Here is a 12519-nt window from a genome sequence, read left to right on the forward strand (position 1 = left end):
GACACAGTCATGAGCAGCAGCAGTGGTGGACAGCAGGGGCCCGCGGCGCGGCAGGCCGCCATGGCCGAGCAGGTGCTGGCCGACGGCTCGGCGACGGCGGCCGAGCTGGCCGAGCGATTCAAGGTGAGCCTGATGACCATCCACCGCGACCTCGACGAGCTCGAACGGCAGGGCATCGTACGGAAGTCCCGGGGCGGGGTGACGGCGCAGCCGTCGGGGGTCTTCGAGTCGAACGTGCAGTACCGGCTGAAGACCATGCGGGCCGAGAAGGCCGCCGTCGCCGAGCACGCGCTGCGGATGGTGGAGCCCGGCATGGCGATCCTGCTGGACGACTCCACGTCCACGCTGGAGATAGCCAGGCGGCTGCGCACGGGCGAGGTCACGCCGCTGACGGTCGTCACCAACTTCCTGGAGGCGATCAACCTCCTGTCCGACCAGCGGGGCATCCACCTGATGGCGCTCGGCGGCGACTACGACCCGCTGCACTCCTCCTTCCTCGGGGTGTCCTGCGTGGAGGCGGTCGAGCAGCTGCGCGTGGACGTGTGCTTCGCGTCGACGTCGGCCGTGCACGGGGGTTACGCCTACCACCAGGAGCAGCACATCGTGTCCGTGAAGCGGGCGATGCTCGACGCGGCGGCACGCAACGTCCTGCTGATCGACCACACCAAGCTCGGCCGGGTCGCCCTGCACCGGGTCGTCCCCCTGTCCCGCTTCGACACGCTCCTGGTGGACGACGGGGCGTCGCCGGAGGCACTGCGGGATCTGGACGAGCACAAGGTCCGTTACGAGGTTTGCGCGACGAAGGGCGGCCATGGCGAGCGGAACGGGACTGGAGCTACGTGAACTCCGTAAGACGTATCAGTCGCGGGGGCGGCCCTCGGTGGATGCCGTTCGCGGGATCGACCTGAACCTCCGCTCCGGGGAACTGCTCGGGCTGCTCGGGCCGTCGGGGTGCGGCAAGTCGACGACCCTGCGGATGATCGCCGGTCTTGAGTCGGTGACCGGCGGGGACATCCTGGTCGGCGGGGCGTCAGTCGTCGAACGGCCCGCTCAGCAGCGGAACATCGGGGTCGCGTTCGAGAACTACGCGCTGTATCCGCCGCTGTCGGTCGCGGAGAACCTGGCGTTCGGGCTCAAGGCGCGCAAGAAGGCCGCCCGCGGTTCCAGGGGGGACGTCGACCGCAAGGTGAAGGAGATCGCCGAGCGGGTGGGCCTGACCGACCTCCTCGGTGCCCGCCCGGCCGGGCTGTCCAGCGGCCAGAAGCAGCGGGTCTCCCTGGCCCGGGCCCTGATCCGCGAACCGGACGTGCTGCTCCTCGACGAGCCGCTGTCCCATCTGGACGCGGCCCAGCGCGACACCACCCGCCGTGAACTCAAGCGCATCCAGAAGGACCTGGGCCACACCACGATCCTGGTCACCCACGACCAGGAGGAGGCCCTCTCGCTCGCCGACCGGATCGCCGTGATGAAGGACGGCGTGATCCAGCAGCTCGGCACGCCCTACGAGATCTACGACAGCCCGGCCAACGTGTTCGTCGCGGACTTCGTCGGCGAGCCCGCGATCACCCTGCTGCCCGGCATCGCCACCGGGGACGGGCACGCCCGTCTCTCCGGCTCGGTGCGCATCGCGCTGCCCGAGCCCGTTTCCGTGGCGGAAGGCCGGGAGGTGGTCGTCGGGATCCGCCCCGAGGACGTCTCGCTCACCGCCGAAGGCGGCCTGCCCGCCCGAGTCGTCGCGCACGAACCGCTCCTGGAGTCGGGCCTCGCGACCCTCGCCCTCGAGGGCGTCGAACGGCATCTGGTCGTCCTCACCGACCCCGAGGTACGGCTCGCCCACGACGAGCGGGTCCGGGTCGCCGCCGATCCCCAGCACACCCATGTCTTCGACGCCGAGACGGGAGACGCACTGCGATGACCTCCGAAGAGAACGTGCGGGTCGTGGCCGCCGGTGACCACTTCGTTCTGCCGTCGCTGATCACGCGGGCGGTGGAGCACGAGGTGGAGCGAGCGGACGTCAAGGAAGTGAGACTCGGCTGGCCGCTGGAGCCGTTCGGGCCGGTCGCCGAGGTGCACGAGGCCAGTGACGCCGAGGACGAACTGATCGAGGCGCTGGCCGGGGCTCAGGTCCTGGTCACGCAGATGGGTCCGGTCACCGAGCGGGTGCTCGCCGCCTGCCCGGATCTGAGGCTGGTCGTGGTGTGCCGGGGTGGGCCGGTCAACGTCAATCTGGACGCGGCCAAGAACCGGGACGTGCGGGTGTGCTTCGCGCCGGGCCGCAACGCCGCCGCCACCGCCGAGTTCACCGTGGGGATGATGCTGGCCGCCCTGCGCCGCATCCCGCAGGCCCATGACCCGCTGGCCCGGCAGGGCAGCTGGGAGGGCGCGACGTACTACACCTACGAGCGGAGCGGTCTGGAGCTGGAGGACCTGCCCGTCGGGCTGGTCGGATACGGGGCCGTCGGGAGCCGGGTCGCGCGGGTGCTGTGCGCGTTCGGGGCGCGGGTGATGGTGTACGACCCGTATGTGCACGGGGAGATCCACGGACTGCGCGTGAACTCCCTCGACGGCCTGCTGCGCGACTCCCAGGTGATCACCCTGCACGCCCGGCTCACCCCGGAGACCCGGGGGCTGATCGGCGCCCGGGAGCTGGGGCTGCTGCCGCCCGGCGCGGTGGTGGTGAACGTGGCCCGGGGCCCGCTGCTGGACGAGGGCGCGCTGTGCGACGCGCTGGAGAGCGGGCGGCTGTCTGCGGCGGCGCTCGACACCTACGAACGGGAGCCCCTGCCGGCTCAGTCCCGGTTGCTGGGGCTGGGCGACCGGGTCGTGCTGACCCCGCATCTGGGCGGGGCGTCGCGCGCGGTGGCGGAGAAGGCCGCGCGGATCGCCGCCGAAGAGGTGGGCCGCTGGGTGCGCGGGGAGCCGCTCGCGCACTGCCTGACCTGAGGACCGGGAGGAGAGCCGCATGTACGTCGGTATCGATGTGGGCACGTCCATGGTCAAGGCGGCGGCCTTCGACTCGGCAGGGCGTCAACTGGCCGTGGAGTCACGGCCGGTGGGGCTGACGCTGCGGGGCGGGGTCGTCGAGCAGGACATGGAGGAGGTGTACGGGGCGGTCGTCGAGGTGCTCGGCGCGCTGACCTCCGCCGTGGCGGAACCGGTCGAGCTGGCCGGGCTCACCGGGCAGGGCGACGGGGTGTGGCTGGTCGACGGCGAGGGGCGGCCGGTGCGCCCTGCGGCCTCCTGGATGGACGGCCGGGCGCACGAACTGGTCGACAGGTGGCTGGCGGACGGCACGTTCGAGTCGGTGTTCCGGCGGACCGGGAGCGCGATGTTCCCCGGGTGCCCGGGGCCGCTGCTGGCCTGGCTGGACGGCAACGAACCGAAGGCGCTGGATGCCGCGAAGGCCGCCCTGTACTGCAAGGACATGGTGTTCCAGCGGCTGACGGGGGCCGGTCCGACGACGGATGTCTCGGACGCCTCGATGCCCTTCCTGGACCCTCGGACCCGCACGTACGACAACCGGGTGGTCGAGCTGCTGGGGCTGACCCACCGCCGGGGTCTGCTCGCCCCGGTGAGCGACCCGGTGGCGACGGCCGAGGCGCTCGGCGAGGGCCTGCCGTCCGGGACCCGGATCGCGAACGGCCCCTACGATCTGCCGGCCTGCGCGCTGGGCGCCGGGGTGACGTCCCCGGGCGACGGTCTGCTGATCGTCGGGACCTGTCTGGCCAGTCTGGTCGCCACGACCGAACTGGACCTGAGCGGCGAGCCGGCGGGCCTGTACATCTCCACGGACCGGCCCGGTCACTGGCTGCGCGCCATGCCCGCGATGGTCGGCACGGCGGCGCTGGACTGGGTGCTGTCGACGACGGGGGTGCGGCACGACGAGGTGGACGGCCTGCTGGCCGAGACCCCGCCGGGCGCGAACGGCGTCCGGGTGCTGCCGTACTTCGCGCCCTCCGGTGAACGCGCCCCCTTCGTGGAGCCGCGGCTGCGCGCCGAACTCCTCGGTGTCTCCCTGGAGTCGACCCGGGGGATCTGGTCCGCGCGACCTGCGAGGGCATCGGATACGCGGCCCGGCACTGCCTTCAGGCGGCGGGCCTCGACGGGAGCCTGGCCGTCTGCGGCGGCGGCACCCGCAGCCCCGCCTGGATGCGGCTGCTCGCCGATGTGCTCGGGCGTCCGCTGCGGGTCGTCGAGGGCGAGGTGGGCGCGCGGGGCGCGGTCCTGGCGGCCGCCGAGCGGTACGGGGTGCCGCTGGAGGCGGAGGTGTGGACGCGGCCGACGGAGGTCGTCGAGCCGGATCCGGGGCGGGCCACGTTCTACACGCGGGGTTACGAGGAGCATCTGGACCGGCTCGCCGAGGCACGGACCCGCGCAAGGAACTGAACAACACCCTTAGGACGAGAGGGACTTGAATGCATCTGAGACGCCGATCTCTCCTGCTCGCGGCCGCCGCCACGCCGGCGGTCGCGGCCGTACCCGCGCAAGCGGCCCCTGCCGAGGGGCGGCGCCCGGTGGTCATCGGTCACCGGGGAGCGGCCGGCTGGCGCCCCGAGCACACGGCCGCCTCGTACACGTACGCCGTGCGGGCGGGCGCGGACTGGATCGAACCGGACCTGGTGCCGACGAAGGACCATGTGCTCGTCGTCCGGCACGAGAACGAGATCTCCCAGACGACCGACGTGGCGGGCCGCCCCGAGTTCGCGGACCGCCGTACGACGAAGACGGTCGACGGCCGTGCCGTGACGGGATGGTTCACGGAGGACCTCACCCTCGCCGAGCTGAAGACGCTGCGGGCGGTGGAACGGCTGCCGCAGGTCCGCAACCGCAACACGGTCTTCGACGGCCGTGAGGAGGTGATGACCTTCCAGGAGGTCGTGGAGCTGGCGCGGCGGCTGTCGCGGACCCACGGCCGGACCATCGCCGTCTTCCCGGAGACCAAGCACCCGACGTACTTCCGGTCCATCGGGCTGCCGTTGGAGCCGAAGCTGGCGGCCGCGATCCGCCGCCACCGGCTCGGGCGGCGCGAGTGCGTCGTGCAGTCCTTCGAACCGACGAGCCTCAAGCGCATGACGGGCCTGGGTGTGCCGCTGTGGCAGGCGCTGGGGACGACGGGCGGTCCGTACGACCTGCCCGGGAGAACCTACAAGGAGATGATGACGCCGGCGGGCCTGGCGGAGATCGCGGAGTACGCGGACTGGATCGGGCCGGACAAGTCGTCGCTCGTCGGCACGTCTCTCCTGGCGGACGCCCATGCGGCGGGGCTGCGCGTGGGCCCGTACACCTTCCGCGCGGAGAACCAGTTCCTGCCGGCGGAGTTCCGGCGCGGGAGCGGAGCGAACGATTTCGGGGACGCGTTCGCCGAATACGCGCTGTACTACCGCATGGGGGTCGACGCGGTCGTGACCGACTTCCCGGACCTGGCGGTGATGGCGAGGAGGGGCTGATGACGGTGAGCCGGGCGTGCCGGACCTGCGGCACGATGCAGGAGTTCCGGATGTTCAACCCTGCCGAGCGGGCGGCCGTCCGGGCGAAGAAGGGGGACGGTCACTTCGTGGACGACTACTGGCGCTGCACCGCTGTCGGCTGCCGGTGGTACCAGCGCTACCTCAATCGCGGCGAGGACGGCCTGCTCCCGGAGGAACTCAAGATCCAGGCCGTCCCCGCCGAGTGAGCCCTACAGGTTGGAGAAGTCCGGACCCTTGGTGCGCGTGCGCTTGATCTCGTAGAAGCCGGGGACCGAGGCCACCGCGAGGGTGCCGTCCCAGAGGCGGCCGGCCTCGTCACCCAGCGGCGTGGGGGTGACGACCGGGCCGAAGAAGGCGATCTGCTCGCCGTCGGAGCCGGGCACGGCGATGACCGGGGTGCCGACCTCCTGGCCGACCTTCTCGATGCCCTCCTTGTGGGAGGCGCGCAGCTCGGCCTCGTAGGGCGTGGAGTCCCAGTGCTCGATGAGGGACGCGGGCAGGCCGGCGTCCTCCAGGGCGGCGGCGACGATCTCCTTGCCGGGGCCCCCGCCCTGGTTGTGGATGCGGGTGCCGAGCGCGGTGTAGAAGTCGCCGAGCACCCCGGCGCCGTGCTCCTGCTGGGCGGCTATGACGACCCGGACGGGACCCCACGCCTTGGTCTCCAGCAGCTCGCGGTACTCCGCGGGCAGGTCGTCGAGCTTGTCCTCGTTGAGGACGGCGAGGCTCATGACGTGCCAGCGCACCTCGATGTCCCTGACCTTCTCCACCTCCAGCACCCAGCGGGAGGTCATCCATGCCCAGGGGCACAGCGGGTCGAACCAGAAGTCGACGGGGGTCTTGTCCGACATGTCTCTCCTCAGGAGGAAACCGTTTCCTCCGGGAACGCCCGTGCTCGCTCCGGTCATTCCCGGCCCCCGGCGTCAGGGGCACGTGGCAGGATCGGTGCTGTTCAGCCGTACCCCACGACATACGAGGAGTGCCGACCGTGCCCGGTGAGAATCTGTCCCGCGACGAGGCCCGGGAGCGGGCCGCCCTGCTGAGCGTCGACGGGTACGAGGTGTCCCTCGACCTGCGGTCCGCCGTCGGTGAGGACGACGGCGCCGGGCCCCGCACCTTCCGCTCGGTGACCACCCTGCGCTTCCGCTGCAACGAGCCCGGGGCGAGCAGCTTCGCCGACCTGATCGCGCCGAGTGTGACGGCCGTCTCACTCAACGGCCGTGATCTGGACCCCGGTGAGGTCTTCGACGGCTCCCGGATCACCCTGGAGGACCTGGCCGCCGACAACGAGCTGGTCGTGGACGCCCAGTGCGCCTATTCCCGCACCGGCGAGGGCCTGCACCGCTTCGTCGACCCCCAGGACGGCGAGGTGTACCTGTACACGCAGTACGAGCCGGCCGACTCCCGCCGGGTCTTCGCGAACTTCGAGCAGCCCGACCTCAAGGCCCCGTTCCGCTTCGAGGTGCGGGCGCCGGAGGGCTGGACGGTGTGGAGCAACGGCGTCGGCGAACTCGGCGACGAGGTCTGGCGGTTCGCCGAGACCAAGCCGATCTCGACGTACATCACGTGTGTGGTGGCGGGCCCGTACCACTATGTGACGGACAGCTACTCCCGTACGTTCGCGGACGGTACGACGCTGGAGATCCCCCTCGGCGCGCTGTGCCGCAAGGGCCTCGCGCCCCACTTCGACTCCGACGACGTCTTCCTGGTCACCAAGCAGGGCCTGGACTTCTTCCACGACCACTTCGACTACCCGTACCCGTTCGGGAAGTACGACCAGGCGTTCGTGCCCGAGTACAACCTGGGCGCGATGGAGAACCCGGGTCTGGTGACGTTCCGGGAGGAGTTCATCTTCCGCGGGAAGGTGACGCAGGCGTCCTACGAGGGCCGGGCCAATGTCGTCCTGCACGAGATGGCGCACATGTGGTTCGGCGACCTGGTCACCATGGAGTGGTGGGACGACCTGTGGCTGAAGGAGTCCTTCGCCGACTTCATGGGCGCGTTCTCGCTCGTCGGCGCGACCCGTTTCGTCAACGGCTGGGTCACCTTCGCCAACCGCCGCAAGGCGTGGGCCTACCGCGCCGACCAGCTGCCCTCCACACACCCGGTCACGGCGGACATCCGCGATCTGCAGGACGCCAAGCTGAACTTCGACGGCATCACGTACGCCAAGGGCGCCTCGGTGCTGAAGCAGCTCGTGGCGTACGTCGGGCAGGAGGCGTTCCTGGAGGGCGCCCGGCGCTACTTCAAGCGGAACGCGTACGGCAACACGCGCCTGGGCGATCTGCTGTCGGTGCTGGAGGAGACCAGCGGCCGGGACATGAGCGCGTGGGCGCGGTCCTGGCTCCAGACGGCCGGGGTCAACTCGCTGACTCCGCAGGTGCTGTTGAGCCCTCAGGGCCGCGTCGAGGAGCTGGCGGTCGTACAGGAGGCCGCCGAGTCGCACCCCGCGCTGCGGCCGCACCGAGTCGCGGTGGGTCTGTACCGGGTGACGGACGGCGGCATCCTGGAGCGGTACGCGCGCACCGAGACCGACGTCGACGGCGCGCGGACGGTGGTGGCGGACCTGGCCGGCGCCGACGCCCCCGACCTGGTGCTGGTCAACGACGACGACCTCACGTACTGCAAGATCCGCTTCGATACGACGTCGCTGGCGACGCTGCGCGAGCACCTGGGTTCGGTGACCGATCCGCTGGCGCGCGCCCTGTGCTGGTCGGCGCTGTGGAACATGACGCGGGACGCGCTGCTCCCGGCGCGGGACTTCGTGGACCTGGTGCTGCGGTTCGCGGGGCGCGAGTCCGAGATCGGCGTGCTCCAGATGCTGCACGCGTGGGCCGAGTCGGCCCTCACGCACTACGCGGCGCCCGCCTGGCGGGAGACGGGCGAGCGGCTGCTCTCCGAGGGCGCGCGGCGCGAGCTGTACGCGGCCGGGCCGGGCAGCGAGCAGCAGCTCGCGTGGGCGCGGTTCTTCGCCCGGGCGGCCGCCGCCGACGCCGACTTCGAGCTGCTGCGGGACCTGTTGACGGGCACGGTGACGATCGAGGGCCTCGACCTGGACCAGGAGCTGCGGTGGGGTTTCCTGGAGCCGCTGGCCGCGCACGGGGTCGTGGACGAGAAGGTGCTGGCCGAGGAGCTGGCCCGGGACGACACCGCCTCCGGCAAGCGTCACCAGGTGCGCTGTCTGGCCGCCCGCCCTTCGGAGGCGGTCAAGGCGCAGGCGTGGGCGCAGGTCGTGGAGTCGGACGCGCTGTCCAACGCCATGGTCGAGGCGACCATCTCCGGCTTCGAGCAGGGCTCGCAGCGGGATCTGCTCGCCCCGTACGCGGCGAAGTACTTCGCGGCGATCGAGCGGGTGTGGGCCGAGCGGTCGATCCAGATCGGCATGCACGTGGTGCAGGGCCTGTTCCCGTCGCTCCAGCAGTCCCCGGAGACCCTCGACGCCACGTACGCCTGGCTGGAGTCCCACCGGGAGGCGGCCCCGGCGCTGCGCCGGCTGGTCCTGGAGGCCCGGGACGATCTGGCGCGAGCGCTGCGGGGGCAGGCGTGCGACACGGCGGCCGGGTAGACAGGGCCCTGACACCTTTGGCCTGAGATCTGGGGTTTCGTCACCGTTACGGAATACAGGCAATCACAGCCGTAACCCTGGTCCGCACCCGAACGGACCAGGGCGTTTCGGCATCCGAACATCCGTCCTTTAGTGCCGGATTGTCCGTATGTGTCGACGGGCCTGTAACAGGGGTTAAAAGCCGGGTCCGACGCGGGAAATTGCCCGTCATGACGCACAACACCCCGCTCTCCCCCCGCCCCCTGCACGACCTGACCGGCCGCGGCCGGCTCCGGGTGATGACGGTCGCGCGGCTCCGCGCACACGGTGTCCCGACGGCCCAGGTGACCGAGCAGTGCATCCCCGGCGGCCCCTGGCAGCAGCTCCTCCCCGGCGTCGTCCTGCTCCACGCGGGCCCGCCGACCAGCGAGGAGCGGCTGCACGCGGTGCTGATGTACGCGGCACGGGAGCGCGGGACGGGTGTTCCCGCCCAGCCCGGCGCGGACGGCTCCGGCGCTCCCGCCCCGCCCGAGGCGATGATCACGGGCCTGGCCGCGCTGACGCTGCACGGGTTCTCCTCCACTCCCCCGCTGCCGTCCCTGGACACGATCGACGTCCTGGTCCCGCGGCTGCGCCGACTGCGCTCGACGGGCTGCGCGCGCATCGTCCGAGGTGTCTCGCTGCCCGCCCCCGAGCAGGTCACCGGGCTGCCGGTCGCGCCCGTCGCCCGTGCGCTGGCCGACGCGGTGGCGGGCCTCGCGGACGCCGTGATCGTGCGGAGGCTGATGACGGAGGCGGTGCGGGGCGCGTACTGCGAGCCGGCCGCGGTGGTGCGGGAGCTGAACCAGGCCCGGCTGCTGAGCCGCCCGCACGTGGTGGACGCGGTGGATTCCCTGCTGGCCGAGGGACGGGCGATCGCGGAGGACCGCCTGTACCGGATGGTGCGCGAGCACGGCCTGCCCGACCCGGTGTGGAACGTGGACCTGCGGCTGCCGGGCGGCCCCTACCTCGGCGGTCTGGACGCCTACTGGCCGGACCAGGCGGTGGCCCTGGAGCTGGACACCCGGGCGCCCCGGCAGAACGACGAGGCGCAGTGGTCGGAGTACGCCCGCAAGCGCGAGCACCTGGAGCGGCTCGGCATCACCGTCGTCCACATCACGCCCAGAAAGCTCCGTGACTCGGTGGAGCAGCAGGCGACGGTGGTCCGCACGGCCCTGATGGCGGCGGCCGACCGCGAACCGGCCGCGTATGTCGTGGTGCTGCCCCGGTAGCACTGATCTTGATCTGCCGGGCCGGCGGCTACGAACCAGCAGTGGGGAAACGCGCCGCCTAGCCGCGCGTGAGACGCCGGCCCTCTGCTGCGGCAGACAGGTGAATCTGTCAGACGGACGGCTTTGGACCGGATGCGCTCTGCGTGGAAGAGGGCCAGTGTCGAGCTGAGCCGAGGAGGCGCGATGGACCGACGAGCCGGAGCCCAGAGGGAAGGTGACACACAACGGGGAAGAGCGGAGGCCAAGGACGACCCCGGCCTGGACCGGCTGCTCGTCCGCGCCGCCGACGGCGACGAAGGGGCCTTTGCCGAACTGTACGACGCCCTGGCTCACACGGTGCTGGGACTGGCCACCCGCGTGGTCAGGGACAAGGCCCAGGCGGAGGAGGTGACCCAGGACGTGATGGTGGAGGTCTGGCGGACCGCCGACCGGTTCCAGCCGGCGCGCGGGGCCGCCCGGAACTGGGTGCTCACCCTCGCGCACCGGCGCGCGGTGGACCGGGTCCGGTCCGTCGCCGCCGGCCGCGCCCGCGAGCTGCGCGCCGCCGTCCGGGAGCAGGAGCGGTCCTTCGACTCCGTCGCCGAGGAGGTCGAGACGCGGGAGGAGCGGCGGGTGGTCTTCCGCTGCCTGACGCAGCTGACCCGCGAGCTGAGGCTGCCCCTGGTGCTGGCCTACTACGAGGGGCTGACGTACGCGGAGGTCGCCGAGGCGCTCTCGATGCCGGCCGGCACCGTCAAGTCGCGGATGCGTCAGGGGCTGCGGCGCCTGCACGACTGCATGGAGGCCGGCTCGTGAACCTCACCGACGACCCCCACCTCGCTGTCGGCGCGTACGTCCTGCACGCGCTGCCGGCCGATGAGAGGGCCGCCTTCGAGGAGCACCTGGCCGGTTGCGCCCCGTGCCGTGCGGAGGTCGATCAGTTGTCCGGGGCGGCCGTCGGGATGGGAGCGGCCGAGACGGGCACGCCCTCGGCGGACCTGCGCCGCCGGGTGCTGGAGCGGATCGCGGCCGTACCTCAGGACCGGTCCGTCGCGGCGGAGTCCCGGCGCCGACGCCGCCGGCAACGGGCTCTCCGGCTGGCGCTGGCGGCGTCCCTGGCGGCGGCCGCGGCCCTCGGAGGCATCGCCTGGTGGCAGAGCTCGGAGGCCGACTCCGCGCGTGAGCAGTCCGCCGAGGAGAGCTCCGAGTACCGGCGGCTCGCCGACGTCCTGACCGCCCCCGACGCCACGATCAGCGCCAAGAAGCTCGCGGACGGCGGGACCGCGAGCGTGGTCGCCTCCCGGGCGGAGAACCGGTCCGCGGTGTTCGCGTCGGGGCTGCCGCCGCTCACCGACGACCGGGTCTACCAGCTCTGGTACGCCGAATCGGGGCAGTTCCGGCCCGCCGGACTGCTGTCCACCGCGGATGGGGGTCACGCGGAAGTCCTGGAAGGGCACCTCGGCGGGGCCACTGCCGTATGTCTCACGGTGGAACCGGCCGGCGGCTCCCGGCAGCCCACCACCCGCCCCGTCGGCGTCATCTCCGTCCCCGCGTGAGGTCACCGCTCGGCCACCGCGAAGGCGGCCGCCGCCTCCGCTCCCACCGCCACGTCGTCGACCGTCCAGCCCGGCATCCGGCGCGGACCGCGCGCGCACGCGCCGAGGTGATCGAGGCCCGGATCGCGTCCGAGTCCGGTGCCGAGTCCTTTCAGATACGCCTCCTTGCGGGTCCACACCCGGGCGAAGGCGGCCGGGCGCCCCTCAGGGGGACACGCGGCGAGTTCGTCGGCCTCCCGGGGGTGCAGCGTCGCCGTGAGGGCGGCGACGGCGTCCGGGTCGGGCAGCCGCTCGATGTCCGCGCCGACCGTCGTGTCCGCGAACGCGAGAAGGCAGAGTCCGGCGGTACGGGAGAGGGAGAAGCACAGGGGCACGCCGGGAACGTCGGGACGCCCGTGCGGGCCCCGGCACACCGGGCAGGGCCGCCGTACGAACGTCACCTTCGACGGCTCGACTTCGAGGTAGGCGCCGAGGAGCAGGCGCAGGCACACATGGGCGACCCGGTAGCCGTCCCGGTCCACCGCCCGGCGCAGTGCCGCGGCCCGTGCCCGCTCCCCGCTGTCCAGCAGCGTCCCGGCGAGCGGGGCCACGACGCCGAGGAGGTCTTCCACCCGGGCCAGCCACACTCGGGGCCGGCCGGGGCGGGGCGGCTCCGGAGGCCGGGCCCAGACGGCGGTTGTCAGCCGCTCGGGACGCATGGCCGT

Annotated in this window: 11 protein-coding genes and 1 pseudogene; 10 read left to right on the forward strand and 2 right to left on the reverse strand. The window is 72.3% G+C overall.

What is annotated here, in order from left to right; genetic code table 11:
• The first annotated feature begins 9 nt into the window (after positions 1-9).
• The 6 genes and pseudogenes from ACQEV8_RS14990 (at position 10) to ACQEV8_RS15015 (ending at position 5674) form a co-directional block, all read left to right on the forward strand.
• On the forward strand, positions 10-843 hold the full coding sequence (locus ACQEV8_RS14990) for a DeoR/GlpR family DNA-binding transcription regulator (protein ID WP_432960343.1): 834 nt from the start codon (positions 10-12) through the stop codon (positions 841-843).
• Complete coding sequence (locus ACQEV8_RS14995) at positions 812-1915, forward strand: ABC transporter ATP-binding protein (protein WP_432960345.1); 1104 nt, start codon at positions 812-814, stop codon at positions 1913-1915. The genes ACQEV8_RS14990 and ACQEV8_RS14995 overlap by 32 nt, the downstream gene beginning before the upstream one ends.
• Positions 1912-2943, forward strand: a complete 1032-nt coding sequence (locus tag ACQEV8_RS15000; protein ID WP_432960347.1) for a 2-hydroxyacid dehydrogenase — start codon at positions 1912-1914, stop codon at positions 2941-2943. Before ACQEV8_RS14995 ends, ACQEV8_RS15000 begins: the two co-directional genes overlap by 4 nt.
• Positions 2944-2962: 19 nt before the next feature.
• A pseudogene (locus tag ACQEV8_RS15005) lies at positions 2963-4386 on the forward strand (FGGY family carbohydrate kinase).
• A 29-nt stretch (positions 4387-4415) separates the two neighbouring features.
• Positions 4416-5447: a glycerophosphodiester phosphodiesterase family protein gene (locus ACQEV8_RS15010; protein ID WP_432960349.1), complete on the forward strand. Its 1032-nt coding sequence runs from the start codon at positions 4416-4418 to the stop codon at positions 5445-5447.
• Positions 5447-5674, forward strand: coding sequence for a hypothetical protein (locus ACQEV8_RS15015; RefSeq protein ID WP_432960352.1), 228 nt, complete (start codon positions 5447-5449; stop codon positions 5672-5674). Before ACQEV8_RS15010 ends, ACQEV8_RS15015 begins: the two co-directional genes overlap by 1 nt.
• Positions 5675-5677: 3 nt before the next feature.
• Here ACQEV8_RS15015 and ACQEV8_RS15020 read toward each other — a convergent pair whose 3' ends face one another.
• On the reverse strand, positions 5678-6316 hold the full coding sequence (locus ACQEV8_RS15020) for a mycothiol-dependent nitroreductase Rv2466c family protein (protein WP_432960354.1): 639 nt from the start codon (positions 6314-6316) through the stop codon (positions 5678-5680).
• A gap of 137 nt (positions 6317-6453) precedes the next feature.
• Between ACQEV8_RS15020 and pepN the strand changes: the two genes are divergently transcribed.
• From pepN to ACQEV8_RS15040, 4 genes are all read left to right on the forward strand, one after another.
• Positions 6454-9030: an aminopeptidase N gene (pepN, locus tag ACQEV8_RS15025; RefSeq protein ID WP_432960357.1), complete on the forward strand. Its 2577-nt coding sequence runs from the start codon at positions 6454-6456 to the stop codon at positions 9028-9030.
• 209 nt (positions 9031-9239) lie between these two features.
• Positions 9240-10280, forward strand: coding sequence for a hypothetical protein (locus ACQEV8_RS15030; protein WP_432960359.1), 1041 nt, complete (start codon positions 9240-9242; stop codon positions 10278-10280).
• Between the two features lie 183 nt (positions 10281-10463).
• Positions 10464-11075: an ECF RNA polymerase sigma factor SigK gene (gene sigK, locus ACQEV8_RS15035; RefSeq protein ID WP_432960362.1), complete on the forward strand. Its 612-nt coding sequence runs from the start codon at positions 10464-10466 to the stop codon at positions 11073-11075.
• Entirely contained in the window at positions 11072-11815 is a 744-nt protein-coding gene (locus ACQEV8_RS15040; protein ID WP_432960364.1) for an anti-sigma factor, read from the forward strand. Before sigK ends, ACQEV8_RS15040 begins: the two co-directional genes overlap by 4 nt.
• Positions 11816-11817: 2 nt before the next feature.
• Here the strand turns inward: ACQEV8_RS15040 and ACQEV8_RS15045 are convergent, their stop codons facing one another.
• The gene (locus ACQEV8_RS15045; RefSeq protein ID WP_432960366.1) at positions 11818-12513 is read right to left on the reverse strand and encodes a 4'-phosphopantetheinyl transferase family protein; all 696 of its coding nucleotides are present in this window, start codon (positions 12511-12513) and stop codon (positions 11818-11820) included.
• Positions 12514-12519: the final 6 nt, after the last annotated feature.

The organism is Streptomyces sp. CA-179760 (assembly GCF_050937045.1).
GTDB lineage: Bacteria > Actinomycetota > Actinomycetes > Streptomycetales > Streptomycetaceae > Streptomyces.